The sequence below is a fragment of the Solibacillus palustris genome (genome assembly GCF_022549215.1).
GTDB classification, from domain to species: domain Bacteria; phylum Bacillota; class Bacilli; order Bacillales_A; family Planococcaceae; genus Solibacillus; species Solibacillus daqui.
In genome coordinates, this window is sequence record NZ_JAKZFC010000002.1 from 164,230 (window position 1) to 190,258 (window position 26,029).

At 36.4% G+C, this 26,029-nt stretch carries 25 protein-coding genes, 1 pseudogene and 2 riboswitches; of the genes and pseudogenes, 21 read left to right on the forward strand and 5 right to left on the reverse strand.

Going from position 1 to position 26,029, the window contains the following annotated elements; translation table 11 throughout:
- Positions 1-10: 10 nt before the first annotated feature.
- Positions 11-994, forward strand: coding sequence for a hypothetical protein (locus LZ480_RS07845; protein ID WP_241368858.1), 984 nt, complete (start codon positions 11-13; stop codon positions 992-994).
- A gap of 1,182 nt (positions 995-2,176) precedes the next feature.
- Here the strand turns inward: LZ480_RS07845 and LZ480_RS20060 are convergent.
- Both LZ480_RS20060 and LZ480_RS07855 read right to left on the reverse strand, forming a co-directional pair.
- Positions 2,177-2,476 (reverse strand): annotated as a pseudogene (locus LZ480_RS20060) (S-layer homology domain-containing protein); the annotation flags it as partial.
- 94 nt (positions 2,477-2,570) lie between these two features.
- On the reverse strand, positions 2,571-3,752 hold the full coding sequence (locus LZ480_RS07855) for an S-layer homology domain-containing protein (protein WP_241368860.1): 1,182 nt from the start codon (positions 3,750-3,752) through the stop codon (positions 2,571-2,573).
- Positions 3,753-3,924: 172 nt separating this feature from the next.
- Here LZ480_RS07855 and LZ480_RS07860 point away from each other — a divergent pair, with 172 nt between their 5' ends.
- The 8 genes from LZ480_RS07860 to gcvPB all read left to right on the forward strand — a co-directional run bounded on the left by LZ480_RS07860 (position 3,925) and on the right by gcvPB (position 11,812).
- Positions 3,925-4,146, forward strand: coding sequence for a transcriptional regulator (locus LZ480_RS07860; RefSeq protein ID WP_241368861.1), 222 nt, complete (start codon positions 3,925-3,927; stop codon positions 4,144-4,146).
- Positions 4,143-4,484 (forward strand): hypothetical protein, encoded by a 342-nt coding sequence (locus tag LZ480_RS07865; protein ID WP_241368862.1) that lies wholly within the window; start codon positions 4,143-4,145, stop codon positions 4,482-4,484. The genes LZ480_RS07860 and LZ480_RS07865 overlap by 4 nt, the downstream gene beginning before the upstream one ends.
- A gap of 95 nt (positions 4,485-4,579) precedes the next feature.
- Positions 4,580-4,867 carry a hypothetical protein gene (locus LZ480_RS07870; RefSeq protein WP_241368863.1) on the forward strand — a complete coding sequence of 96 codons (288 nt, stop codon included), beginning with the start codon at positions 4,580-4,582 and terminating at the stop codon, positions 4,865-4,867.
- A gap of 122 nt (positions 4,868-4,989) precedes the next feature.
- Positions 4,990-6,444, forward strand: a complete 1,455-nt coding sequence (locus LZ480_RS07875; RefSeq protein ID WP_305037313.1) for a stalk domain-containing protein — start codon at positions 4,990-4,992, stop codon at positions 6,442-6,444.
- A gap of 412 nt (positions 6,445-6,856) precedes the next feature.
- Positions 6,857-7,369 carry a shikimate kinase gene (locus tag LZ480_RS07885; protein WP_241368864.1) on the forward strand — a complete coding sequence of 171 codons (513 nt, stop codon included), beginning with the start codon at positions 6,857-6,859 and terminating at the stop codon, positions 7,367-7,369.
- Between the two features lie 129 nt (positions 7,370-7,498).
- Positions 7,499-7,592, forward strand: a riboswitch (glycine riboswitch).
- Positions 7,593-7,595: 3 nt separating this feature from the next.
- Positions 7,596-7,698, forward strand: a riboswitch (glycine riboswitch).
- Between the two features lie 162 nt (positions 7,699-7,860).
- Positions 7,861-8,964 carry a glycine cleavage system aminomethyltransferase GcvT gene (gene gcvT / locus LZ480_RS07890; protein WP_241368865.1) on the forward strand — a complete coding sequence of 368 codons (1,104 nt, stop codon included), beginning with the start codon at positions 7,861-7,863 and terminating at the stop codon, positions 8,962-8,964.
- 24 nt (positions 8,965-8,988) lie between these two features.
- Positions 8,989-10,335: an aminomethyl-transferring glycine dehydrogenase subunit GcvPA gene (gene gcvPA, locus LZ480_RS07895; protein ID WP_241368866.1), complete on the forward strand. Its 1,347-nt coding sequence runs from the start codon at positions 8,989-8,991 to the stop codon at positions 10,333-10,335.
- Entirely contained in the window at positions 10,328-11,812 is a 1,485-nt protein-coding gene (gene gcvPB / locus LZ480_RS07900) for an aminomethyl-transferring glycine dehydrogenase subunit GcvPB (protein WP_241368867.1), read from the forward strand. The genes gcvPA and gcvPB overlap by 8 nt, the downstream gene beginning before the upstream one ends.
- 142 nt (positions 11,813-11,954) lie before the next feature.
- Here gcvPB and LZ480_RS07905 read toward each other — a convergent pair whose 3' ends face one another.
- Complete coding sequence (locus LZ480_RS07905; RefSeq protein WP_241368868.1) at positions 11,955-12,338, reverse strand: rhodanese-like domain-containing protein; 384 nt, start codon at positions 12,336-12,338, stop codon at positions 11,955-11,957.
- 154 nt (positions 12,339-12,492) lie between these two features.
- Here LZ480_RS07905 and LZ480_RS07910 point away from each other — a divergent pair, with 154 nt between their 5' ends.
- From LZ480_RS07910 to LZ480_RS07925, 4 genes are all read left to right on the forward strand, one after another.
- Complete coding sequence (locus tag LZ480_RS07910) at positions 12,493-13,272, forward strand: lipoate--protein ligase family protein (protein WP_255731366.1); 780 nt, start codon at positions 12,493-12,495, stop codon at positions 13,270-13,272.
- A gap of 253 nt (positions 13,273-13,525) precedes the next feature.
- On the forward strand, positions 13,526-16,093 hold the full coding sequence (locus LZ480_RS07915) for a vitamin B12-dependent ribonucleotide reductase (protein WP_241368869.1): 2,568 nt from the start codon (positions 13,526-13,528) through the stop codon (positions 16,091-16,093).
- Positions 16,094-16,337: 244 nt separating this feature from the next.
- Positions 16,338-16,802 carry an HIT family protein gene (locus tag LZ480_RS07920; RefSeq protein ID WP_241368870.1) on the forward strand — a complete coding sequence of 155 codons (465 nt, stop codon included), beginning with the start codon at positions 16,338-16,340 and terminating at the stop codon, positions 16,800-16,802.
- Between the two features lie 113 nt (positions 16,803-16,915).
- Complete coding sequence (locus tag LZ480_RS07925; protein ID WP_241368871.1) at positions 16,916-17,353, forward strand: GNAT family N-acetyltransferase; 438 nt, start codon at positions 16,916-16,918, stop codon at positions 17,351-17,353.
- A gap of 297 nt (positions 17,354-17,650) precedes the next feature.
- Here the strand turns inward: LZ480_RS07925 and LZ480_RS07930 are convergent, their stop codons facing one another.
- Positions 17,651-18,523 (reverse strand): DMT family transporter, encoded by an 873-nt coding sequence (locus LZ480_RS07930; RefSeq protein ID WP_241368872.1) that lies wholly within the window; start codon positions 18,521-18,523, stop codon positions 17,651-17,653.
- A gap of 598 nt (positions 18,524-19,121) precedes the next feature.
- On the opposite strand from LZ480_RS07930, the gene LZ480_RS07935 reads away from it, so the two are divergent.
- The 6 genes from LZ480_RS07935 to LZ480_RS07960 are packed head-to-tail and all read left to right on the forward strand — an operon-like array spanning position 19,122 to position 23,937.
- Positions 19,122-19,946 (forward strand): phosphate ABC transporter substrate-binding protein, encoded by an 825-nt coding sequence (locus LZ480_RS07935; protein WP_241368873.1) that lies wholly within the window; start codon positions 19,122-19,124, stop codon positions 19,944-19,946.
- A gap of 22 nt (positions 19,947-19,968) precedes the next feature.
- The gene (gene pstC, locus LZ480_RS07940) at positions 19,969-20,883 is read left to right on the forward strand and encodes a phosphate ABC transporter permease subunit PstC (RefSeq protein ID WP_241368874.1); all 915 of its coding nucleotides are present in this window, start codon (positions 19,969-19,971) and stop codon (positions 20,881-20,883) included.
- A 1-nt stretch (position 20,884) separates the two neighbouring features.
- A complete protein-coding gene (gene pstA / locus LZ480_RS07945) occupies positions 20,885-21,709 on the forward strand; it encodes a phosphate ABC transporter permease PstA (protein WP_241368875.1) in 825 nt (274 codons plus the stop codon).
- Between the two features lie 12 nt (positions 21,710-21,721).
- Entirely contained in the window at positions 21,722-22,537 is an 816-nt protein-coding gene (gene pstB / locus LZ480_RS07950) for a phosphate ABC transporter ATP-binding protein PstB (protein ID WP_241368876.1), read from the forward strand.
- 17 nt (positions 22,538-22,554) lie between these two features.
- Entirely contained in the window at positions 22,555-23,208 is a 654-nt protein-coding gene (gene phoU / locus LZ480_RS07955; protein ID WP_241368877.1) for a phosphate signaling complex protein PhoU, read from the forward strand.
- Positions 23,209-23,226: 18 nt separating this feature from the next.
- Positions 23,227-23,937, forward strand: a complete 711-nt coding sequence (locus LZ480_RS07960; RefSeq protein WP_241368878.1) for a response regulator transcription factor — start codon at positions 23,227-23,229, stop codon at positions 23,935-23,937.
- A 39-nt stretch (positions 23,938-23,976) separates the two neighbouring features.
- Here the strand turns inward: LZ480_RS07960 and LZ480_RS07965 are convergent, their stop codons facing one another.
- Positions 23,977-24,738: an alpha/beta fold hydrolase gene (locus LZ480_RS07965; protein ID WP_241368879.1), complete on the reverse strand. Its 762-nt coding sequence runs from the start codon at positions 24,736-24,738 to the stop codon at positions 23,977-23,979.
- Between the two features lie 191 nt (positions 24,739-24,929).
- Here LZ480_RS07965 and LZ480_RS07970 point away from each other — a divergent pair, with 191 nt between their 5' ends.
- Positions 24,930-25,493, forward strand: a complete 564-nt coding sequence (locus tag LZ480_RS07970; protein ID WP_241368880.1) for a DUF4085 family protein — start codon at positions 24,930-24,932, stop codon at positions 25,491-25,493.
- Positions 25,442-25,990 (forward strand): hypothetical protein, encoded by a 549-nt coding sequence (locus tag LZ480_RS07975; RefSeq protein ID WP_241368881.1) that lies wholly within the window; start codon positions 25,442-25,444, stop codon positions 25,988-25,990. The genes LZ480_RS07970 and LZ480_RS07975 overlap by 52 nt, the downstream gene beginning before the upstream one ends.
- Positions 25,991-26,029 lie beyond the last annotated feature (39 nt).

Consider the following 26,029-nt stretch of genomic DNA (forward strand, 5'->3'; position numbering starts at 1 on the left):
GATTTGGGTAATGAATTATCTGCAAAAAAACCAGAGATATACTCTATATAAATTAAAAAACGAAATTGCTGATTTTAATTATGTACAAAATGAAATCCTCGAAAAGAAGTTTCGTGAAAAATTGTCAACAAAGAACATACCAGAAAATATTCCTGAAGAAGATAAATATTTTATTTCACAGTGGGTTTCTTCAAGTGAAGAAACTGAGGTTAATTTCCCTAATGATGATATAAAATTCAAATATAAAAAGGCTTTAGCTTCGTGTGAATTCACTACCCGTCAGATTAAAGATAGCGTAACTGGAATACTTTTACCTAAAAAAGAACGTTTAAATACTTCTTTAATTGATGTTCTATTTATAGAATGGAACGATAATTATTATATGATTGTTTTCTCGACAGAATTTTACGATTTACGTAGAATTAAAAATCTTGTTGGTGAAAATCTAATAGATCCAATTACTGCTATACATCAGATTAATTCAGAATTGTTTAATTGGTTGTTCTATAAATTTATTCAAAAAGATTTTCAAATTAATGAGGAAATTTATTTAGATAATATTAACGGTTTTACAGGAAACGTTATCAATGAAGATAACCAATTTGAAGGCCGAAGTACACAAACAGCTGAATTAATTATTACAAAAGCATTTTTAACAAATGGATATCCAATTACATCTATAAAAATGGATTTACAAATGCCTGAAGCCACAATGACCTTTTATTTACGCGAAATTTCTAATGATAATAAGGAACTTCAAATGGTAGTAGCGAAGAATTCGAGTATAGATCTACCGATTACTCCAGAAGATAAAGCGGTTATAATTCCAATGTATTTATACCTTTATTTGATTCCTAAAATTGTTAAAATTTACAAAGCTATTGAAAAGAGTTATCTATCTAGCAACAAAAATGAATTTCTAACAAGTATTGGTATAGAAGTCATTAAAACTATTATGGCAAAGAACAATATTAGTATTAAAGAATTAGAGTGATTTAATTTAAATTAGGCCCGTCATACTGTAAATCGCAGTAGTGGCGGGCTTTTTTGCGTTTACATAAAAATAATTTGAAAATATTAAAATAAATACTTACCCCTCCGCAATATAATTAAATTGTTTTGGAAGGAGCTTCTTTTATAAACTGTATTTTTGATACTTTTTGTTTAGAGATTAAACTTAAATTAGGATACATAAAAGTTACTTAGCCCTGAAATCTCCAATACTTATTAAAAGGGTACTACCATAACTCTCTATCATATACTTACTTGTATAAATAGTACCTTTATCAGAGGAAAATACCTCATTCTTAGGAATGCTTATTCCATATAAATCTTTTACAATACCTACAATTAAATCCGGGTTATCAGTTTTCTTATAGGAAACCGAACCTTTATAGTTTCCAGATTGCATCTTAATAACAAAAGTATTTTTATCAAAACCTACAGTACTTCCTGCATCAGTAAAAGTTACTTCACGTCCGCTATCTTTTAATTTTTGATATGTACTACTAGACAAACTATCAACTAACTTATTAACTGTTTCTACATCAACAGATTTAGCAGTCTCACTTACAGGTAATTTAGCGTCATTATAATCTGGACTATTTTCAACTGGAGGATTCGGCTTTGTATTACCATCGTTATTTCCTCCACCAGTTACAGGCGTCTCACTTCCTAATTTACCTACACGTAAACTTTTATCTAATTTACTCATTCCTTTATTAGCTTGACCAACTAAGCTTAAACCTTCTTCATTTTTGTAAGCTAATAATGAAATCCCTGTGGCTGAATCAACATTAGCGTTATGCATACGATATAAAAATGCAGCTACTTGACCACGTGTTAAATTGTTATTACTGCCAAAGAATTTAAATAAATCAGTACCTTCAAATTGTGGGTTTTGTCCCGTGGTAATGCCTTCTCCAATCATGTAATAAATCGAGTCACTTAAAGCATTAGCGTTTCCTGTCATATGTCCGATTGTTTGTGCGATAACGCCTCGTTTTACAGCGGTATTTCTTAAACTATTTTCAAAATAACCGTTTAACGGAACGCCGTATGAAGCTAATCCATCATAATAAGTATCACTCCAATGTTTATCCGGGGTATATTTAATTAAATCTCCCTTTTCATCTTTTATCTTTAAAAACTCAGCTAACATCTTAGCAAATTGTGCTTCAGTAATCGATTCGTTCGGTTTAAATGTACCATCTGGATAACCTTCAACAATCCCTCTATCCTTAGCCCAATTAATCGCTTCAAAAGCATAATTCCCTTTATCTACATCTTTAAATTGACTTACTACTTGCTGAGCTACTTTTGTATTTATTTCATTGCTTGAAGCTTCTGCAGTAATTACCTCTGTTCCAAGAGCACCATATACACTAGCAGCTATTAAAATACTGCAGAATCCTAACTTTGCACTATTTAATATAATATTTTTTTTATACATAATTCTCCTCCTAATATTCAACATTTACTATGACTGGAATGGAAGAGGGTGCTGGATTAAAGGTTTAATTAACCAATTTTTATATTATTAAAATATCCCAACACACCTTAATTATTTTTTACTTTATGTCTAAAATGTAAGCACCAATAGAATATCTAATCGAGTACTTACTATTTTGAATGTTCATATCAGACGCTCCTCCAGTTAATTTACTTTCACTTATACCCATTAAATTTGCATACAACTCAATTACGCCGTCATGAGGAAAATCTGCCGCAATTATATCCAACTCACCGTCTTTCATGTAGAAGAAAATATTTGTATAGTAACCATTTCTATCGTCACTGTACCCAACAGACACAGAACCAGTACTTTGCTGTTTAGTTGAACTAAATTTAAAACCTTTATTTTCTAACTTCTGAATATTCTCATCACCCACAAGAGTTTTTAATTCATTAATGTATTCACTATCAGTTTTTATAGGAGGACTCGGTTTTACTACTTCAAAACCATCTCCAAAGAAATTATCATATTTTCCATCGGGACCTAAATTTCCAAAACGTAAACTTTTATCTAATCTACTTATTCCTTTATTTGCTTGACCAACTAAAGATAGACCTTCTTGATTTTCATGAGCATCTATAGCATTTCCTATAGCTTCATCTATACTAGCATTATGCATACGGTATAAAAATGCTGCTACTTCCGCTCTAGTTAATGTGTTTTGAGAACCAAAATACTTTAATATATCTTTATTTTCGAATTGAGGATTCTGACCAGTAGTAATTCCTTCTCCAATCATATAGTTGATTGAGTCGGTTAACGAAGTAGCATTTCCAGTTAAGTGACCGATTACTTGCGCAACTACTCCACGCTTAACAGGTTTGTTTCTTAAATTATTATCAAAATAGGCATTCAACGGAACGCCGTAACTTGCAAGCGCATCATAATAATCATCCGCCCAATGAAGATCAGATGTGTATTTATTTAAGTCCCCTTTATCATCTTTTAACTGCAGAAATTCAGAAATCATTTTTGCAAATTGTGCCTCAGTTACACTATCATTAGGACCATATTTACCGTTTGGTTTTCCTTTGCTATTGGTATAACCACTTACAATGCCTCGTTGTTGTGCCCACTGGATAGCATCATAAGCATAATGATTTTTACTAACGTCAGTAAATTGTGCACTCGCTTGTACATTGGTTATATTTGGACCATCCGCAAATGCTCCAGTTGGTACAGCTAAACTTGATAATAAAAGTGTACTCATTGCTGCCACTTTCAATTGTTTTTTCATTTTAAAAAAACCTCCTAATTTTTACATTTACATTTTATACATTATCTTACAATGACGAGTAAATCTATGTCTTTTTTTTAGTTCATAAATCTTCCATTTGCTATACGAGAACATTTGTTCTAAAATGAACACAAACTATTGTTCGTATTTTAATTTTAGGGGAGTGCAGATTATGCAAGAACAACTAAAAAAAGCAGTGCAACGTAATCAATTAATCGATTTGATGTATATATCAAAGAATGGTGCCATTAGTAAACGTCGTATTAAAATCATCAAAATAATAGGTGATAAGTTTCAAGTGTATTGCTTTACCAAACAATCAAAACGTACTTTTATCATAGACAATGTGTTAGCAATTGCTCCAGTCGTTTATAAAGAGCGTGGTATCGTATGACAGAAGAACAACAGCAACTACTTCACCAATTTATTTTAATCGACATGGCGCATAGGTCTTTAATGAGTGATAAAGAGCAAATTGAAAAATATCCAGATCGTTTTAAAACGGAAAAATTGCAAGACGTAATTAATAAGTTGCTTGATGCAATCCATCATGATTATTACAACTTACAACGTCTTTTAAGGTTAAATAAGATACAAGTTGGTGGATGGAAACGGGTGGATGATGAACATAGCAATTATCTTTACACGATGCAGGGAATTGAAGGGGTTTTGAAATATAATAATAAACAACTAAAAAATGAAGTTGAAAATATGCTCACCCAAAAGTTTTAATTGGGGGGAGTTTTTACGTCCAAATAGACAGTTTCGCGCATTTCATTTACTTTGCATATTAAATACTGTAAGTTGATGTAAAGGAGGCGAGATGCATGTACGCATTACCCAATTCATTGTTACAGCGAGTAGGAGAGTACAAAACGGAAATATACCGTATGGAGTTATTGAGTCACCAAGCTATCGTAAATATTCACTTAAATATTTTCGGTGTGAATCCGCACGAGACCTATTTAGCAAATTACGAAGTTATCAGATTGAGCGATGAGCTAACTACAAACGGCACTTGCAACGGCATCAACAAGACAAAAGAGGACACTCTTAAATTAGTAGAGGATTTTGCGACAAAAGCAATGGAGGACAAGGACCGTTATTGGTCGTGACATCATGGATAAACATAATTAATGCCTTCCCATCATCTGCGGAGGGCTTATTTTTATCCTTGTATTATTTGTCATATAAATACATAATTAACACGAAATACAATTTCGGTAGGAGGACAAATATGAAAAGTTTAAAAATTTTACTTGCATCAGTGCTAGTATTTTTCTCTTTTTCGTTTGCAAACGTTGAAGAGGCTGATGCATCGAGTGGCATTACGATTTATGTCGATAATGCAAAACAATCATACAGTGACAAGGCAGTATTAAAAAACGGTAGTACTCTAGTACCGTTGCGAGGTATTTTTGAAGTTTTAGGTGCAGAGGTTAAGTGGGACCAAACATCTAAAACAATTGATGCAACAAAAGGTACGACTAAAATTTGGCTTAAAATCGGCTCAAAAGCAACTAAAGTAAATGGGAAAACAGTAAACATTGATGTGCCAGCGCAAGTTGTTAGCGGCAGCACACTTGTACCACTTCGATTCATCGGGGAGGCTCTCGGCGCTGAAGTTAAGTGGAATCAAGCAACAAAAACTATTAATATTACTGCATCAAATGATGTTGTAGTTGATGAACCGAATAAACCAACTACTAAAAAGCCTATGAAAGTGCATTTTATCGATGTTGGTCAAGGTGACGCTACTTTAATACAACTAGCAGACGGTAAAAATGCATTAATCGATGCAGGGACAGATGGAGATGGCGAAACAGTAGTTGCGTATCTAAAATCACTAGGCATTAAAAAGTTAGACTATGCAATTGCAACACATCCTGATGCTGATCATATCGGCGGTATGGTAGATGTATTAAATGCATTTACAGTTGGTACTTTCGTTGATTCAGGAAAAACACACACATCTCAAACTTACGAAAATATGTTATTAGCTATCGACAAGAAAAACATTAAATATGTAGTGCCGGAGTATGAACAAATTTTAGAATATGATAACGATACGGACGCATATTTACAAATTCTTCATGCTAACCCTGATGCCGAAGATACTAACGATGCAAGTTTAGTTGTTGGTGGAGGGTACTGTGGAACAGAGTACTTATTAATGGGTGACGCAAGTAAAGAAATTGAAAGTGAACTTGTAGATAATTATGAATCGTTCTTTGCTCAAATTATAAAAGTAGGGCATCATGGTTCTAACACAAGTAGCTCGTTAGATTTCTTGAAAGCCGTGAATCCAGAAGTTGCAATTTTATCTTATGGTAAAGATAATTCTTACGGCCATCCTCATCAAGAAGTATTAGCTAACATTAAAGCGGTTGGAGCGAAAGCGTATTCTACAGCTCAAGACGGTACAATTGTAGCTACTATGGATTGTAATGGCTATAAATTGGATGGCAAAGAATTTGTAGTGCCTGGTGACATCGACAAGCCGGACCCAAAACCAGAACCTAAGCCAGAACCGAAACCGGAACCTGAGCCACCGACAACACCTACACTACCAAGCAAAACATATAAAAATTGCTCAGAATTACGTGTAGATTATCCAAAAGGCGTTTCATCTGACCATCCTGCTTATCAGTCTAAAATGGACCGAGACAATGACGGCTGGGCATGTGAGTAAATAACAAAAACCTTCCATCTTAATTGGTGGAAGGTTTTTAATAAGAAGAAATATGTATTCGCACCTGCCTATGCGATCTTTTTTTATTTTTATAAATAAACTTGCATAAAAATAGAGCACCCCCAAATGTACCCCACTTCAACATCCTTCATTCGGTTGTAATCGGTTTAATATTTTTTCCTTAAAACCGAATATTTTTCGGCAGAAAAAATAAAACTAATTGTAAACCGCATCAAATCAACATTAACAAGCGTTTATTGTAGTATAACGATATGTTCAAATAAATTTTTTAATTTGTTATCATAAATATATATAATTCATTGGAATCTATTTACGTTCGTGCTACGATAAATATACTAAATAGTGAGTAAAGTTAGATGGAGTAGTTCGTAATTAGAAGAAGGTGATTGGCATGCGAAAAATATATTTAGTAGGATTTATGGGGTGCGGAAAAAGTGCAATTGGTAGACGGTTAAGTTATTACTTGAAAATGCCTTATTATGATATGGATCATGAAATTGTCCGACAACAGGGAATGTCGATTCCTGAACTTTTTGAAAAATTCGGAGAGGCGCGGTTCCGCGAAATAGAAACGGAATTTTTGAAAAGTTTTCGAGATGAAGCATGCATAATTGCCACTGGCGGAGGGGTAGCAGTCAATGAAGAAAATCGAAAAATTATGCGCCATACAGGATTAGTATTTTTCCTGGATGCTAAATTTGAGGACATTTATATGCGAATCCGTAATGATAAAAACCGTCCAATTGTCCAAAAGTCCACCGAGCAGGAATTAGAAATACTGTATAACAACAGACGGAAATATTATCGTGATGCAGGTCATATCCAGGTTTTAACTGCAAGTCGTACATTACGTCAAATTGTTGAGTATATTGCATTTCAAGTAAATCGATTGAAAGGCGAATAAAAGAACAGTAAAATCAATCATCGTTCGGTTTTAAACTGAAATTAAAAAAAGATTGCGTTTTTATAGCGTTCAATGTTAGGATATTGCTGAGAGTAATCTTAATGATTTAATTAATTGAAGCTAACGCGGATGATGATACGGGGAGAGAACGTGAAGTCACGTCGCCGAAGGAGCAAGTAGCAAGTGCTATGAATCTCTCAGGCAAAAAGACTCGTATTGGACGCAACTCTGGAGAGTGCTGTATTAGTACAATACAGCCACCAAAGGGGAAAGCCTATTGTGTGATCGAAATTCAACAATAGGTGTAACTTTCAGGTGCAAGGACAGAGAATCTCTTGTTAAGGGGTTCGTCTGTCTTTTTTTTGTGGATATGAGATTTTCAACTCTCATATCCGCATAGGAAATACATTATTTGGAACGAAAAGTGTTTTTTCAGTAGGTTTAATATTTAATAACCTAAAAATTACATAACAATAAGGAGGACTTTGAACATGACAAATGAGTTAAAACGTACACCGCTTTTCGATGAATATGCAAAATATGGTGGCAAAACAATTGATTTTGGTGGTTGGGAGTTACCTGTTCAATTTTCATCAATTAAAGAAGAGCATGATGCAGTTCGTAATCGCGCAGGGCTATTTGATGTATCTCACATGGGTGAAATTTTTGTAGAAGGTACAGATGCGTTAAGCTACTTACAAAAAATGTTATCAAATGATATCTCAAAAATTGCAATTGGTGGAGCTCAATATAGTGCGCTTTGCTACGAAAATGGTGGCGTTGTAGATGATTTATTAACGTACCGTTTAGAAGACAATCGTTATTTGCTTTGTGTTAACGCTGCAAATATCGAAAAAGATTTTGAATGGTTACAACAACATGTTGAAGGTGATGTAACACTAACAAATGCATCATCTGACTACGCTCAAATTGCATTGCAAGGTCCTGTATCTGAAGAAGTTTTACAAACATTAACGGACACAGATTTATCAACTATTAAGTATTTCAAATTCCAAGATAACGTAACAGTTGGGGGTTATTCGGTTCTTGTATCCCGCTCTGGATATACTGGTGAAGACGGTTTTGAAATTTACGGTACACCAGCAGCAATCAAGGACCTTTGGAACAAAATTTTAGAAGCGGGTAAAGACAAAGGTGTTGTAGCAGCAGGCTTGGGTGCTCGTGATACATTACGCTTTGAAGCTTGCTTACCACTTTACGGCCAAGAATTATCAAAAGACATTACACCACTTGAAGCGGGAATTGGCTTTGCTGTGAAATTAGCAAAAGAGCCACAATTTATCGGTCAACAAGCATTAATCGATTTAAAAGAAAAGGGCTTACCGCGTAAGTTAGTTGGAATTGAAATGATTGATAAAGGGATTCCACGTCATGACTATAAAGTATTTAAAGACGGCGTAGAAATTGGAATCGTGACAACTGGTACACAATCGCCAATGACAAAGCGTAACATCGGGTTGGTATTAATTGACGCAAAATTTGCTGAAGTCGGAATTGAAGTAGAAATCGAAATTCGCGGTAAACTCGCAAAAGCAGTAATTGTTGAAACACCATTTTATAAACGTAATAAATAAAACTTTTGAAAAGAGGGTTATGTAATGAAACATCGTTATTTACCAATGACGGAACAAGATCAGCAAGAAATGCTAGCAACTATTGGTGTTGCTACAATCGATGAACTTTTCGCAGACATTCCAGAAAAAGTACGATTTAAAGGCCAATACAACATTAAAGAAGCAAAATCAGAAGCAGCTTTAATGAAAGAGTTAGCACAATTAGCAGCAAAAAACAAAGATACAGCATCAAACGTATCATTTCTTGGTGCAGGGGTATATAATCACTACAAACCAATTATCGTAGATCATGTAATTTCTCGTTCAGAGTTTTACACAGCATATACTCCATACCAACCTGAAATTTCTCAAGGGGAATTACAAGCGATTTTTGAATTCCAAACAATGATTGCTGAATTAACAGGTATGGATTTAGCAAACTCTTCTATGTATGATGGCGGTACGTCTTTAGCAGAGGCTGGTATGTTAGCAGCAGGTCATACACGTCGTAAAAAATTATTAGTTTCTGGTGCAGTACACCCAGAATATAAAGATGTTGTTGCGACTTATGCATATGGTCAATCAATTGAAGTTATTACAATTCCAACAAAAGACGGCGTAACAGACATCGAAGCATTAAAAGGCTTAGTAGATGATCAAACTGCTGGTGTAATCGTTCAATATCCGAACTTTTTTGGCCAAGTGGAGAACTTACAGCCGTTAGCGGATATTACACATGATGCAAAAGGGTTATTTATCGTTTCTTCAAACCCATTAGCACTTGGCGTATTAACACCACCAGGTAAATTAGGCGCGGACATTACAGTTGGTGATGCACAACCATTCGGTATCGCTGAAGCATTCGGTGGTCCTCACTGTGGTTTCTTCGCAGTAACAAACAAATTAATGCGTAAAGTACCAGGGCGTTTAGTTGGTGAGACAGTTGACCAAGATGGTCGTCGTGGTTACGTATTAACATTACAAGCTCGTGAGCAACACATCCGCCGTGACAAAGCGACTTCTAACATCTGTTCAAACCAAGCGTTATTAGCATTAGCAGCTTCTGTTGCAATGACTGCACTTGGTAAACAAGGTGTACAAGAAATGGCAAAACAAAACATCGTAAAAACACGCTATGCGAAAAATGCCTTTGAAGCAGCTGGATTTGAAGTAGCTTATCAAGGTGCGCACTTCAACGAAATCGTTGTGAAAACAAATGCAAGCGTTACAGATATCAATAAAAAGTTAATTGAAAAAGGTATTATCGGTGGTTTCGATTTAGGTCGCGTTTACCCGGAATTAGCAAATCATGCGTTAATCGCAGTTACAGAGATCCGTACGAAAGAAGAAATTGATGCATTAGTTGCAGAGATGGGGGCTTACAATGCTTAACGAAAACCAATCACTTATTTTTGAAATTACAAAACCAGGTCGCGTTGGCTATAATTTAGAAGCGTTAGATGTGCCTGATTTCGATCTTGCAGAGCTTCTTCCAGCTGAATTAGTTCGTACTGAAGTAGCAGAATTACCAGAAGTATCTGAATTAGACATTATGCGTCACTATACTGCACTTTCTCGTCGTAACCACGGTGTAGACTCAGGCTTCTACCCACTAGGTTCTTGTACGATGAAATATAATCCGAAAATTAACGAAGCCGTTGCACGCTATGCAGGGTTTGCAAATATCCACCCATTACAAGATGAGTCAACAGCTCAAGGTGCAATGGAATTATTATACGATTTACAAACTTCATTAGAAGAAATCACAGGCATGGATGAAGTAACATTACAACCAGCTGCGGGTGCACATGGTGAGTGGACAGCACTTATGATGATCCGTGCGTTCCATGAAGCAAATGGCGAAGGTCACCGTAACAAAGTAATCGTTCCTGACTCAGCACACGGTACAAACCCAGCTTCTGCAACAGTTGCAGGCTTTGAAACAATTACTATTAAATCAAATGAAGACGGTTTAGTAGACTTAGATGATTTACGTCGTGTTGTTGGTGAAGACACAGCAGCTTTGATGTTAACAAACCCGAATACACTTGGTTTATTTGAAGAAAACATTTTAGAAATGGCTGAGATCGTTCACGGTGTCGGCGGTAAAGTTTACTATGATGGTGCAAACTTAAATGCGGTAATGTCTAAGGCACGTCCTGGCGACATGGGCTTTGACTGCGTACACTTAAACTTACACAAAACATTCACTGGTCCACACGGTGGCGGTGGTCCTGGTTCAGGTCCTGTAGGGGTAAAAGCAGATTTAATTCCATTCTTACCAAAGCCAGTTTTAGTGAAATTAGAAGATGGTACATTCCACTTCGATTACAACCGCCCACAATCAATTGGTCGCGTAAAACCATACTACGGTAACTTTGGTATTAACGTTCGTGCATACACATACATTCGTTCAATGGGTCCAGACGGATTAAAAGCGGTAACAGAATACGCGGTATTAAACGCTAACTACATGATGCGTCGTTTAGAAGAACATTTTGATTTACCATATAACCGTCATTGTAAACATGAATTTGTTTTATCTGGCCGTCGTCAGAAAAAACTTGGCGTACGTACACTTGATATCGCGAAACGTCTGTTAGACTTTGGCTACCACCCACCAACAGTTTACTTCCCATTAAATGTGGAAGAGGGGATTATGATTGAGCCAACTGAAACAGAATCTAAAGAAACATTAGACGCATTCTGTGATGCAATGATTCAAATTGCGCAAGAAACAATTGATAATCCTGCATTAGTGCAAGAAGCGCCTCATACAACTGTTGTAAACCGTTTAGATGAGACACGTGCTGCACGTACACCAGTGTTACGATACACAAAACCTGAAGCAGTAGCACAGGAAGTTTAATAAAAACTTAGGAGTCAGAGGGAATCTTCTGGCTCTTTTTTTTGTTCACAGGTAAGACTTCTAACGAAATAACTATATAATAGTAGAAACTCATAAATGTGCATGAAAAAAACTCTCTAAAATGCTAGAGAGTTTTTATGGATTAGTTTTTAGATTTTACTTTACCAGTCCAAGTCTTAAAGCCGCCTTGTAATTGGTAAATTTGGCTGTAGCCTTTTTTCTTTAATGTTAAGGCTGCTCGTGCACTTCGACCAGTATTTTGGCAGTATAGGTAAACTGGTAAGTCTGGACGGATTTCTTTATGACGGTTGTTTAATTGCGTCATAGGAATGTTACGAGCACCTAAAATATGACCCGCTTCGAATTCTTTTGGTTCGCGTAAGTCGATTAATTGTGCTTTACGGTAGCCTTCGATAAACTGTTCTTGTGTTAAATTAATTACGGCTTTTTTTAAGCGCATTGAGTTGATCACGATATAAGCAACGATCACAACTAGGATAACGAGAATTGTGTATAAAATTGTCACAGCGTTATTGCCCCTTTCTTTCTGTAATTTCTATTATAAGAGAATAACTAGAGATAGTCGAGCTAGTTTGTTAAAATGAACAATTGGAGGCGAGGAAATTTTGAAACAACAATGGTATTTTATCAATTCGGGTCCGTGTCACCCAGCTTATAATATGGCGTTAGATGAAGCGTTGTTAGATTGGCATAGTGTGGGTGAAATTCCACCAGTTATTCGTTTTTATGAATGGAACCCTGCAACAGTGTCTATTGGTTACTTCCAGCGAGCACATAAAGATATTAATTTACAAAATGTGAAAGAACAAAATTTAGGCTTTGTGCGTCGTCCTACGGGTGGTCGTGCAGTGTTACATGATCAGGAGCTAACCTATTCAGTTATTGTGTCGGAAAGCTATCCAAATATGCCTGCAACGGTGACAGAAGCTTATCGTATTATTAGTGAAGGGATTTTGTTAGGATTCCAAAAACTTGGCTTAGAGGCTTATTTTAGCGTGCCAGAGACGAAGGAACAATTTGAGGATTTAAAGAAACCAAAAAGTGCAGTTTGTTTTGATGCACCAAGCTGGTATGAATTAGTCGTTGAAGGAAAAAAGGTTGCGGGTAGTGCGCAAACACGTCAAAAAGGTGTTATTTTGCAGCATGGTGCTATTTTACTAGATTTGGATGAAGAACTATTACTTTCCGTGTTCAATTTTGAGTCGGATGAAGCAAAAGAGAGAATGCGAAAAAAATTACCTGAAAAAGCAGTAGCAATGAATCAATTTGTTGATAAGCCATTTACGATTGCGGATTGTATTGAAGCTTTTTCAAATGGCTTTAAAGAAGCGCTTGATATTGAACTTGTACCATATCAATTGAATGAAACACAACAACAATATGTTGAACATTTAATGAAAAATAAATATTGTACGGATGAGTGGAATTATAGAAAATAAAAAACGAACATGTGTTTTAGTTTTTTGAAAAAAATTTTTATGTCTCGAAACGTTGATATACGTAAGGTTAACAGAAATTCAAAAAAATCAAGACCTTGTTTGAAAAAAATATATGTTGTAATCTTTTTTAAGTAAATAAATCCAGCTCAACATATAGGGTAGTCCTATTGAATCAAACACAATATCTTGTGTTTGATTCTCGTTTTTGTTGGGGACTATAAAATTAATAAATCGTTCAAAGGGGGCTTACGTGGTGGTAAGTGTTGTAGAACAATCCATCCCAGTCAATCAACTAAATCAAGATATTGAACTATTTCCGCAAGTGCATCCGATTACGCCGGATATGCACATTACGCATAAAGGTGTTTCACGTCTTGTCATGATTGACCGTTATTCTTTTAAAGATACGGAAAAGAAAACATTAAAAGCAGGAGATTTTGTTGTCTTAACGGTGAAACAAGATCCTAAATTCCCAGCACGTGGACTTGGAATTATCGAGGCTATTAATCAGGACAAAAAAACAGCCACTATTCGTATTGAAGAAGATTATCGTCATGTATTAGAAGGCGAGGAACAAACGACAGGCATAATTGAACGTTCATTAGATATTATTGAAAAGCCGCTCGAAATTTATTATGAGCAAATTGCAAAGCGTAATGCAACGGGCTTAGCCGCTGTTGAAACAACTGAGGAAAAACGCCAAGAATGGTTTGAAAAATTTTATGAACAGTTAGTAAAGATGAACTTCATACCAGCAGGGCGCGTTATTTATGGCGCTGGCTCTGAAACTGAAGTAACTTTCTTTAACTGTTACGTAATGCCGTTTGTTGCTGATTCACGTGAAGGTATCAGTGATCACCGTAAGCAAGTAATGGAAATTATGAGCCGCGGTGGTGGTGTTGGTACGAATGGTTCAACACTACGCCCTCGCAACACCTTAGCGCGCGGAGTTAATGGTAAATCAAGTGGCTCAGTTAGCTGGTTGGATGATATTGCTAAGCTAACGCATCTTGTTGAACAAGGTGGTTCTAGACGTGGAGCACAAATGATTATGCTAGCTGATTGGCATCCTGATATTGTGGAATTTATCATTTCAAAAATGCAAAATCCACGTATTTTGCGATATTTAATCGAAAATACAAATGATGAATCAATCATTCGTTTAGCAAAAGAAAAATTAAAATTCAAACCCTTGACTCAGCAAGAAGATGCGATGTATCAAGGGATTGTAAATTATAAAAACATTGAAGGCTTTGGTGGCTTTAATGAAGCAATTATTCGTGATGCTGAAACTAAGCTTCGCGATGGTGGTACGTACTCAGTCCACAACCCAGATTTCTTAACAGGTGCAAATATTTCGGTAACATTAACGAAAGAATTTATGGATGCGGTAGAAAACGATGAGGATTTCCCATTACGTTTCCCAGACGTAGCGAATTACACACCTCAGCAAATGCTTGAATACAACGAAAAATGGCATGAAGTAGGCGATGTTCGCGAGTGGGAAAAGCTAGGTTACCCAGTACACACTCACCGCACAATTAAGGCAAAAGAGCTGTGGAATTTAATTAATGTTTGTGCAACTTATGCAGCAGAGCCAGGTATTTTCTTCATTGATAATGCTAACGACATGACAAATGCAAAAGCGTATGGTCAGCAAGTCGTTGCAACGAATCCGTGTGGCGAACAACCACTTGCACCATATTCTGTTTGTAACCTAGCTGCGGTAAACTTAGCGATGTTTGCAAACAAAGTTACAAAAACAGTTGATTACGATGCATTACGTGAAACGGTAAAAGTCGGTGTACGTATGCAAGACAATGTAATTGATGCGACACCTTACTTCTTAGAGGATAATAAAAAGCAAGCCCTTGGCGAACGTCGTGTTGGCTTAGGTGTTATGGGCTTAGCTGATCTTCTAATCTACTGTGAAAAAGAGTACGGCTCGGAAGAAGGCAACCAGCTAGTAGATGAGATTTTCAAAACGATTGCAACTGCTGCGTATGAGCAATCAATCGAGTTAGCAACAGAGCGTGGTAGCTTCCCATTCTTACAAGGTGATACGGAAGAAGAAACAGCGCGTTTACGTGAAGCCTTTATCCAAACTGGTTTCATGAAAAAAATGCCACAGCATATTCGCGAAGGCGTAGTTGCTAACGGTATTCGCAATTCACACCTATTAACAGTTGCACCTACTGGATCAACAGGTACCATGGTTGGTGTTGCAACAGGACTTGAGCCATACTTCAGCTTCACGTATTACCGTTCAGGTCGTTTAGGGAAGTTTATTGAAGTAAAAGCAGAAATCGTTAAAGAATATTTAGAGGCGAATCCAGGCGTGGATGAAAATAATTTACCAAGCTGGTTCAAATCGTCAATGGAGCTTTCAGCAGAGGCGCATGCCGATGTACAGTGCATCATTCAAAACTGGATTGATTCATCGATTTCGAAAACAGTAAACGCACCAAAAGGCTATGGTGTAGAGCAGGTACAAAAAGTGTACGAGCGTCTTTATAATGGCGGTGCGAAAGGCGGAACGGTATACGTAGACGGCTCTCGTGATACACAAGTTTTAACACTAAAAGCGGAAGAAGCAAATAGTGATGAACAATTAGAATTTGAAGAATTAAAGCAAGCCGAGGAACAGGTAAAGCGTCAAGTCGTATTAGTGGATACAATTAAACCATTAACAGACACTGACGTAACAATCGGGTCGGAAGTTGGCAACACATGTCCAGTATGTCGTCAAGGTACGGTAGAAGAAATGGGCGGCTGTAACACATGTACAAACTGTGGTGCACAGCTAAAATGTGGCTTGTAATTTAAAATAGCGTATTAATTGTAGCTTTGAAATAAAGTTAAACCGAAACTCCCTATCATATAAAATAGGGAGTTTCGGTTTTTTATTTTTATTTATAATTGTGCAGTTTATAAAAAGATGATCGAGTTTAAATAAAGTTTAATTATTAATGAAAAAGTGGTACCATTTTCTGTATAATTAGAATAGGATTATTTTGGTATTTACGTATTCGTCAAATCGAATCATCGAAAGGAAGTGAAATAAATTGCATACACATATGCCAAATGATTATGAATGTCCATTTTGCCGAATTGTTTCAGGTAAAGAAAAACAAAATAATGGAACAAAACAAAGAGATATCATATACCAAAATGAACATGTTACTGCATTTATTGCTAGTAAATGGTGGCCGAACAATAAAGGACATGTTCTAGTTGTTCCCAATCAACATTTTGAAAATATTTATGAACTTCCGGTAGAGATGGCTGCTGAAATTCATCGTGTAGCTCAATTAACCGCATTTGCAATGAAAAATACATATGGTTGTGATGGAATTTCTACTCGTCAACATAATGAACCAGCAGGAAATCAAGACGTATGGCATTACCATCTTCATATATATCCAAGGTACGAAGGTGACAATCTTTACATGACAAAAGGTGTCTTTACAATGCCTGATGAACGTCCTTATTACGCAGAAAAGTTACGTTCATGGTTAATCAATAAATAATTTGATGATTTAGATATTTATCTGGATAACAATAGTAAAGTGAAAGTTTTTACATCATTTTATAGAAGTTAGTTAAATTTATTAATTAGTAGGAGAAAAGGAGAAAGTTGCAAATGTCACTTCATATTACTAGAGAGATAACTAAAACGGATAAACAATATCTCGAAGATGAACTGTATAAATTTAATTTAAAACACTTTCCGATAGACTTAAGAGATAGGTATGAAGAAATCTGTTTATTTATTAAAGATGATAGTGGGAAAATATATGGTGGAATTATGAGCGCCGTATGTTGGAATTGGTTGGAGATTTATATCCTTATTGTAGATGAGGATCTTAGAAATTCTGGATATGGAACAAAATTGTTATTAGAGCTAGAGGAAATTGCTTTAAGTAAAAAATGTGATTTCATTAAAGTAGATACTCTAAGTTTTCAGGCATTAGATTTCTATAAAAAGAATGGTTACGAAGTGTTTGGTAGTATAAATAATGTAGGTAGAGATTTTGAGCATTATTATTTAAAGAAAGATTTAGCTTATTTCAGTGGGTGACCAACCCCCCGCTGAAATTGGTTAGGGCCTCTGGAAGATGTCACGGATTCGACTTTATCCTCGGCGCATAAGTGCTTGTCCAGAAATCACTTTTCGGACAAGCCTTTTTCACTATTTTCGGAAATAACCTCACATGTAGAAATACTTTTTGCTATTCCATTCACTTCTCAACATGCCCATTTCAATCAAATAAAAATATTCATCTTCAAATTTACGACCTTCAAGTAGCAGCCCCCCTTGAACGAACCCCACACTTAAATAGCACTGATATGCCGCTTTTTCAACGATAGGTAATTATTACTCTTCTTTTATTACTAAAAATATCCCGACAAAAATCAATACTGTTCCAATCCAAAACGACCAGCCAATAGTTTCTTCGAGTAGTACCCAGCCTAAAAATGTACCAACAATCGGCTGCAAAAAGAAAAATAAGCCGCCACTTGAAGCATTTAAGAGTTGCAGACCTTTGCTCCAAAGTAAAAAGCCACATGCAGTAGAGATGATACTTAAATATAGTAAGCCTCCCCAAATCGAAGGCTGTGTCATTGCTTCAATATTTAACTGCGATAGTTTCGGTAAAACAATAGGGGTCAATAAAATAACGGCAATACTTGAAGTGTACGTCGTGACGACAATTTGCGAATAATTGGCAGGAATTTTTTTTATAAGCACAGACATGAATGCCCAGGTAAGTGCTGCAATGAGTAAGTAAACACCACCAAGTTGCAGAGTGCTATCAATCGCACCATTGCCAACAATGATTGCAACCCCAATTGTAGCAAGCGCAATTGAAAAGCACTTTTTCCAAGTGAGCGTCTCTTTTAATACGAAACGAGCGAATAACACCATAAAAGCAGGGGTTGTGGCAGTAATGATAGCCCCCATTTGAGCACTAGAAAGCAACGTGCCCATTTCCTGTGTCACAATTGAGATCGTATTCCCAACGAGAGCCACGATGAAAATAATTAACCAATCTTTCCTTGCAATTGCCCAAATCTGTTTTGTTATGAAACCGATGATGAGTAACGTAATAGCCGCAATGAAATAGCGCATCCACACTAGTTCAAATGGTGGTATAACGTCAACTACTACCTTTACAACAACGTACATCCCGCCCCAAATACTTGCTGCGAGCGATAAAAATAGAGCGCCTACTAATTTTTCATTCATTCATTCATTCATTCATTCATGATTCCTCCGTTTGTAAAATACATGTCCGAAAACGGAAGAAAATTTCTTCTACCGTTAAGAAAGAAGAAGAATTACTGGTACGTCCTTTTCAAATAATGGTGTATAAAACATCGTTTTCACTTCTTTCTTTCATAATTTTTTAATTAGTATACAGTATTTGTGCTGGAATACATATATTTGCTTTTTGTTTCAATAGAACAATTGCAATATTGTAAATAAAATTTATCTTTGTAAATCCAATGTAAACAAACTTTTCGGATAATTCATGTGCGAACAATAACTTTCACAACATAAAAAAGTTATCACAAAATTTTGCTCAACATTTCGCCATATTTATGAAGTGAGTATTGAATATATTACAAAATAACCTCGTGAATTTGCATTGTATTTACAAAAATACACTAAATATTAACAGAAAACCAAGTTTTTTATTGATTATTCTGAAATTAATATGCTTTTTTCTATCAATTTTTGTTTTGTTCTTCACAATTTACAGAAGGTTTACACGTTTCGTACAGAACATTAAAAATTGAACGTTATTGTTAAGGCAGATAGAAAATGCTTGGAGGATGGCAACATGTTGAAAAAGACAATCTATATAATTACATTTGCAATCACAATTATGCTACTAGCTGCATGTGGTGGGAAGTCAGAGAGTTCAGATGGAGGAGGACAACTTGTCACAATTTCGGGTTCTACATCTGTCGGACCTTTAGCAGAAAAATTAGCAATTAAATATGAAGAAACAGAAGATGTCAAAATAGAAATTAACCAAATCGGGTCATCAGCAGGGATAACAAATGCTATTAACGGCGTTTCTCAAATTGGTATGAGTTCACGTGATTTAAAGCAAGAAGAAGTCGATTCAGGAATTGAACAACTTGTCATTGCGTATGACGGAATTGTTGTCGTAACCCATCCATCGAATCCAGTGAAAGACTTGACGATGGAGCAAGTGAAGCAAATCTTTACAGGGGAAATCACAAACTGGAAAGAGCTTGGCGGTAAGGATATGGAAATCGTCGTTGTATCACGTGAGGACGGATCAGGTTCACGCGATGCATTTCAAGAAATTGTAGGCTACGAATCTGGTGAATTGATTCGAAATGCGATCGTAGCAAGTGGTAACGGAAATATAAAAACGACGGTTGCAACAAATAAACATGCGGTCGGATTTATTTCGTTCGAATATATTGATGAAACCGTTTCGGCATTAGCAATTAACGGTGTACAAGCGCAGGCAGCAAATGTACTAGATGGGAAATATGAATTATCGAGACCATTCTTATTTGTCTACGATAAGGAAGTACCACAAGCAGCAACGAAATTTATGGACTATGTATTAAGTGCAGATGGACAAAAAATTGTGGAATCAGCAGGGGCGATTCCATTAACGAAATAATGTGGGCATGGAGGACAAAGCTGTGACAACACAAAGAGAATATGACGTACAACAGCAAATAAGTAAAGGTAATAAACGTAAATACTTTTTAGAAAGCTTATCATCAAAAATTTTCTTAGCCTGTGCATTACTTTCAGTAGTAAGTCTACTACTTATCGTAGGCTTCGTATTTTATAAAGGGGCAAACCCATTTGTAACAGGTGGTTATAGTTTCTTAGATTTCATCTTTGGAAGTGATTGGGTTCCATCAGAAGATAAATTCGGGATTTTCCCAATGATTGTCGCATCGATTTATGCAACGATTGGCGCACTTATTATTGGGGTACCAGTGGGCTTACTGACAGCGATTTTTTTAGCAGAAATTGCACCAAAGTCAGTAGCGAAAATTGTTTCACCCGCTATTCAATTATTAGCAGGGATTCCATCGGTGTTATACGGGGTGTTCGGTTTAGCGATTATCGTACCTTTTTTACAAAATAACTTAGGCTTAGCACGTGGACAAAGCTTGATTGCGGTGATTTTAGTGTTAGCAATCATGATGCTACCAACGATTGTTACAGTAGCTGAAACAGCAATTCGTGCGGTGCCGAAAACATATCGTGAAGGCTCTCTAGCACTAGGTGTATCGCAAATTGGTACGATTTTTAAAGTCGTTGTACCGGCAGCAAAATCAGGGATTATGGCTGCGATTGTGCTTGGTTTAGGGCGCGCGTTAGGCGAAACGATGGCCGTTATTTTAGTGGCCGGAAACTCACTTATTATCCCGACAAGCTTAACCGATTCTGTGCGTCCATTGACGACGAATATTGCACTTGAAATGGGTTACGCAGCAGGAACACACCAGGAAATGCTATTTGCAACAGGGATTGTGTTATTCTCATTTATCTTACTATTAAACTTTGTACTATCCCGCATTACAGCGAAGGGAGCTAAGTAATATGCGTCAAACAAAAGATAATATATTGCGCGGCTTATTATGGGCTTCAGCTTTTGTGTCAGTCGCAGTATTAGTTGTCATTGTTGGTTATATTTTTTATAAAGGATTTTCATATATAAGCTTTGACTTTATTTTTGGAGATTATTCGCCATCAGGTGACGGTGGGATTTTCCCAATGATTGTAACGACAATTTTAACCATTTTAATTTCATTAGTGATTGCAACGCCAATCGGGATTTTAGCGGCGGTTTACCTACATGAATATGCAAAGCAAGGTCGTTTAGTAAATATAATTCGTTATGCAACGGAAAGCTTAACAGGGATACCTTCGATCATCTATGGGTTATTCGGTGCGGTATTTTTCGTAGCCATTTTAAAATTAGGGATGTCAATTATAGCGGCGTCATTAACGTTAACAATTATCGTTTTACCAGTCATTATTCGTACGACAGAAGAGGCATTAAAAACAGTACCTGCAACATATCGTGAAGGCTCGTTAGCGCTTGGTACAACAAAATTACAAACATTATATAAAGTAATTTTACCAAGTGCCATGCCAGGGATTTTATCGGGGATTATATTATCGATTGGTCGTATCGTTGGGGAATCGGCAGCGATTTTCTTAACAGCAGGAACGGTAGCAGCAATGCCATCAAGCATTTTCTCATCTGCACGAACATTAACGGTACATTCGTATTTAGTAACGCAAGAAGCGGGTGATATTGGCTTAGCAGCGGCAGTTGGTATTGTATTAATCGTTATCATTTTAGTACTGAACTTATCGGCAACATATATTTCGAAAAAATTAAACAAGGCAGATTATTAAGGAGCAAAAACAATGACTATGACCGTATCAGAAGCAGCGATTTTCAACAGCTCGCCAGCAATTTTAACAGATGTACAGGAAACGAAAATTCAAGTAAATGATTTGAACCTATTTTATTGTGAAAAACAAGCGTTATTTAACGTCAATTTAGATATTAAAGAAAAAGAAGTAACAGCATTAATTGGACCTTCAGGCTGTGGTAAATCAACTTTTTTACGTACACTAAATCGCATGAACGACTTGATTGATGGGGTACGTGTCATCGGGAATATTCATATTGATGGAGAAAATGTTTACGAATCTAATGATGTCATTAAGTTACGAACAAAAGTGGGCATGGTGTTCCAAAAATCAAATCTTTTCCCAATGAGCATTTATGATAATGTAGCTTACGGTCCACGCATGCAGGGAATAAAAAACAAAAAGACATTAGATGGTATTGTTGAAGAATCACTGCGCGGTGCAGCGATTTGGGATGAAGTAAAGGATCGTTTAAAATCATCGGCGCTGGGCCTTTCTGGCGGTCAGCAACAGCGTATTTGTATCGCACGTGCTATTGCAATGAAGCCAGATGTCATTTTAATGGACGAGCCCACTTCAGCACTTGACCCAATTTCAACGTTAAAGGTAGAAGAACTAATTACACAAATGAAAAAGGATTATACAATCGTCATAGTAACGCACAACATGCAACAAGCGGCGCGTATTAGTGACAAAACGGCATTTTTCTTAAATGGTGAGGTTGTGGAATTTGATGATACAAATATTATTTTCTCAACACCTAAAGATCAACGCACAGAAGACTATGTAACAGGTCGTTTCGGATAATAGGGGGGAGCTAGGACATGATTCGTGAAAACTTTGAAAAAAATATGCTTGAGCTACAAAATAAAATGGTTAAAATGGTAGATTTAACTGTTATAGCGACGGAAAAGGCGTTTAAAGCATTACAGGAGCAAGATATGACAGTTGCACTTGATGTCATTGAGGGAGATGCCTACATTGATGAGCTTGAAAATGAAATCAATCAAATGGCAATTTGGTTAATGGCAAAAGAGCAGCCAGTTGCTAGAGATCTTCGTCGCATTGTTAGCATGATTAAAATGTCTTCAGATATCGAGCGTATCGCAGACTTTGCTGTAAACACTGCAAAAGCGACAATAAAAATTAGTAAAACAGAGTCGGTCATTTCGAAAACAAGCTTATTCGAAATGAAAAATATTTCGATGGACATGCTGAAAAAGGCGATGAAGGCTTTCATCGAGGAAGATATTGCACTTGCAAAAGCAGTTGGTGAATTAGACGACAAGGTAGATGAGAAGAATCATCAAAACTATGCCGTTTTAACAAATTATTTATCAGAACATCCGCAAGACACGGAGCAAGTAGTACAGCTATTATTTATTAATCGTTTTGTCGAGCGTACGGCCGATCATATTACAAATATGGCCGAATCAACAGCTTACTTTATTAAAGGACAGTTATTTGACTTAAACTAGAGAAGCGAGGAATCATTGATGACGAAAAAAATATTAGTCGTTGAAGATGATGAAAATTTAGGAAACTTATTGCAGTTATATTTAATCAAAGATGGCTATGAAGTACGTATCGAAACATCCGGTAAACTTGGACTAGATGCGCTCGTACAATACGAGCCTGATGCAATAATACTCGATTGGACATTACCAGATATAGAGGGTATAGAGATATGTCGTCAAATTCGTTATCAATCTGACATCCCGATTATTATGATTAGTTCAAGAACAGATGAATTAGATGCTGTTTTAGCACTTGAGATGGGGGCTACTGAATATATTCGCAAGCCGTTTGGATTCCGCGAGCTATTGACACGTCTAAGATTACATTTGAAACGCTATGAAAAAGAGCAACAGCAGCAAGTACGTGTATCAGAGCTGGTAATTGGTCCGTTTAAAGTGGATCTTGTCATGTTTAAAGTGTATAAGGAAGAAGTAGAAATCCCGTTAACAAAGCGTGAGTTTAAGCTACTGTTGCATTTATTAGAACAACCCGGTGATATTAAATCCCGTGAAGATATTATTGAAATGCTCGATTTTACGAAAGGCGATAAGCGTACGGTCGATGTACATATTCGTAGACTACGTGAGAAAATTGAAGAACAGCCGAGCTCACCGAAATGGATTAAGACAAAAAGCGGCATCGGCTATTATTTTAATGATAAAGCTCAGGAAGTCTCTTACAATTCGTAAGAGGCTTTTGTTGTAAATTAAATTTTGTTATTAACATGCTTATTCAAAGGGAAAATTAATATCACGTGTAATGCATGATTCGAAGTTTTTTATAAAATCTCGAAGTATTTTTGCTAATGCAATCTTTTTACTAAGCCAAACATAATGCTCGGCACCCTCAATTTCTATGTATTTTGAATTATTAATAAGCGCAGAAATTTGTTTAATTGGCCAGGAGGGGCGAATATCATTTTCTGCATAGATAAATAATGTGGGTAAATCTAGATGTGAAATATCTTTGAGTAAGTTCGGATTTTTTATAAATGTTCTCCAAGAATCAATTAGGGATCTGTGGACAATCGTATTGACCTCATACTTAAAATTTGGTGTTAATTCACCAATTTCTATTTTGTTTCGACTGTAAGAGTCTTTCCAATCTCGGTCATTTTGTATTCCAGTCCCAGATATAGAAACATAGCCTAATATAGAGCGCGAGTATAATAGTGAATAGGCCAGTCCCACATCTGCTCCCCATGAGTGCCCAATGACTAACCATTTTTTAAATCCATACGCTTTTCTAATCCATTCAATATCGCGAAGACAAGACGCCAAATCATACCCATTGCCATCATCGCTAGAACGACCACAGCCTCTAGGGTCAAACATAATTACTTCACAAACCTCATCAATTAGAGTAGAAAGAGGTTCTAAATAATTACAAGTTCCAGGTCCTCCACTAATTAAGATGACAGGAATACTACCTTCCCCTCTTTTTTCGGTCCAAAGCTGTGCATGATCTATTTCAATAAGTTTTTCATTCAAAATACCACCCCTTAATTAAAATGTTTTATATGATAGCTTATTAATTATTATGAACAATTTGTAAAGAACTGGTATATTAGTTATAGTACATTTCATCACCAATTTCTTGATTTAATCTGACTTATTAAGCTTTTCGTATTACTTACTTAAAAGTCTACAATAAAATATTTGAAAATATCAAGGAGGCTCGAATGTTTTATTTATCGAAAGAAACACAGCATCAAGCTAATGTAGCGCATATAGCATATTTTCCAGAAAGCGATATAGATTTAGATAGATTGACGTATTCAATGCAAGAGTTAAAGGCTGAAAAACAATGGATTCCGGAGCGCTTTCATGGAGCAATTGATAGCGGAACATTATATAGCATGTCAGATCAATGGCGGGATTATTTGAACTGGTGTGAACAAACGATTGCCACACATCAGGTCCACTTCGAGAACATGTATAAAAATCGTCTATTGATTGCAACAAAATTCGATGAAGCAACTGCTGAAGTTTTTAACGATTCTTTGCATGATGGCGCAATATTAAATATCAAGCGTCAGGATGGCAATGTGACGTTACTCATTGATATGCGAGGTGGCTTTACACCAAAAGCGATGATTCGTCAACGTTTATGCAGGCACAGGAAACGGGTGAGCTTGCGCGCGACTATGTGTATGATGAACTTATCGAGATATCAAATGGCTACGGGTTTCGTGTGCTGTCCAGCTCTCCATATGACGAATGGACGATTGATTTCTCGGATGTAAAGGCAAGCTTTGTTTATCGTCCAAAAGCTTTTACCGAGCGTGAGCAATATACAGATGTATTTAGTTATATTGAACATTTAACACCGTCGTTACACTATTTTATCGTAGAAAATCAGGAATTCATTGATTTCGATATACATAGCATAGAGCAGCGGGAGACAGGGTTTTACATGAATGATTTATTGTTAGGTACTACGACCGAGCAAGTAATCGAGCGCATTTACTGTGATCTATATGAAAATCCATTCGCGCATTTTAGTGTAATGGTTCTACTTGAAGAACTTGAAGAGGCCGCCTTAAGCGAGGATCCCGTTTTACGCGTACGTGCATTTAATACAATGTTTGAAATAGATCGTAAAGCCGCTCCTATTGTTAACCGTGTGCTCCGTATCATACAGGTGGAAGAGCATGAGGAAATGCTTATGCAAGTAATAGCTGAGCATTTTGAAAAAATTGGGCTACTTGATGCGGAGGTAAAAGAGCGCTGGTTATCGTAATTTCTTTTACAAAACGAGGCATTTTGCATTATACTGAGT

Excerpts from the sequence above, each read along its gene's own strand:
- LZ480_RS07845 (WP_241368858.1), top strand. The coding sequence starts at position 11 with ATGAATTATCTGCAAAAAAACCAGAGATATACTCTATATAAATTAAAA.
- LZ480_RS07855 (WP_241368860.1), bottom strand. The coding sequence starts at position 3,752 with ATGAAAAAACAATTGAAAGTGGCAGCAATGAGTACACTTTTATTATCA.
- LZ480_RS07860 (WP_241368861.1), top strand. The coding sequence starts at position 3,925 with ATGCAAGAACAACTAAAAAAAGCAGTGCAACGTAATCAATTAATCGAT.
- LZ480_RS07865 (WP_241368862.1), top strand. The coding sequence starts at position 4,143 with ATGACAGAAGAACAACAGCAACTACTTCACCAATTTATTTTAATCGAC.
- LZ480_RS07870 (WP_241368863.1), top strand. The coding sequence starts at position 4,580 with ATGTACGCATTACCCAATTCATTGTTACAGCGAGTAGGAGAGTACAAA.
- LZ480_RS07875 (WP_305037313.1), top strand. The coding sequence starts at position 4,990 with ATGAAAAGTTTAAAAATTTTACTTGCATCAGTGCTAGTATTTTTCTCT.
- LZ480_RS07885 (WP_241368864.1), top strand. The coding sequence starts at position 6,857 with ATGCGAAAAATATATTTAGTAGGATTTATGGGGTGCGGAAAAAGTGCA.
- gcvT (WP_241368865.1), top strand. The coding sequence starts at position 7,861 with ATGACAAATGAGTTAAAACGTACACCGCTTTTCGATGAATATGCAAAA.
- gcvPA (WP_241368866.1), top strand. The coding sequence starts at position 8,989 with ATGAAACATCGTTATTTACCAATGACGGAACAAGATCAGCAAGAAATG.
- gcvPB (WP_241368867.1), top strand. The coding sequence starts at position 10,328 with ATGCTTAACGAAAACCAATCACTTATTTTTGAAATTACAAAACCAGGT.
- LZ480_RS07910 (WP_255731366.1), top strand. The coding sequence starts at position 12,493 with ATGGCGTTAGATGAAGCGTTGTTAGATTGGCATAGTGTGGGTGAAATT.
- LZ480_RS07925 (WP_241368871.1), top strand. The coding sequence starts at position 16,916 with ATGTCACTTCATATTACTAGAGAGATAACTAAAACGGATAAACAATAT.
- LZ480_RS07930 (WP_241368872.1), bottom strand. The coding sequence starts at position 18,523 with ATGAATGAAAAATTAGTAGGCGCTCTATTTTTATCGCTCGCAGCAAGT.
- LZ480_RS07935 (WP_241368873.1), top strand. The coding sequence starts at position 19,122 with ATGTTGAAAAAGACAATCTATATAATTACATTTGCAATCACAATTATG.
- pstA (WP_241368875.1), top strand. The coding sequence starts at position 20,885 with ATGCGTCAAACAAAAGATAATATATTGCGCGGCTTATTATGGGCTTCA.
- pstB (WP_241368876.1), top strand. The coding sequence starts at position 21,722 with ATGACTATGACCGTATCAGAAGCAGCGATTTTCAACAGCTCGCCAGCA.
- phoU (WP_241368877.1), top strand. The coding sequence starts at position 22,555 with ATGATTCGTGAAAACTTTGAAAAAAATATGCTTGAGCTACAAAATAAA.
- LZ480_RS07960 (WP_241368878.1), top strand. The coding sequence starts at position 23,227 with ATGACGAAAAAAATATTAGTCGTTGAAGATGATGAAAATTTAGGAAAC.
- LZ480_RS07970 (WP_241368880.1), top strand. The coding sequence starts at position 24,930 with ATGTTTTATTTATCGAAAGAAACACAGCATCAAGCTAATGTAGCGCAT.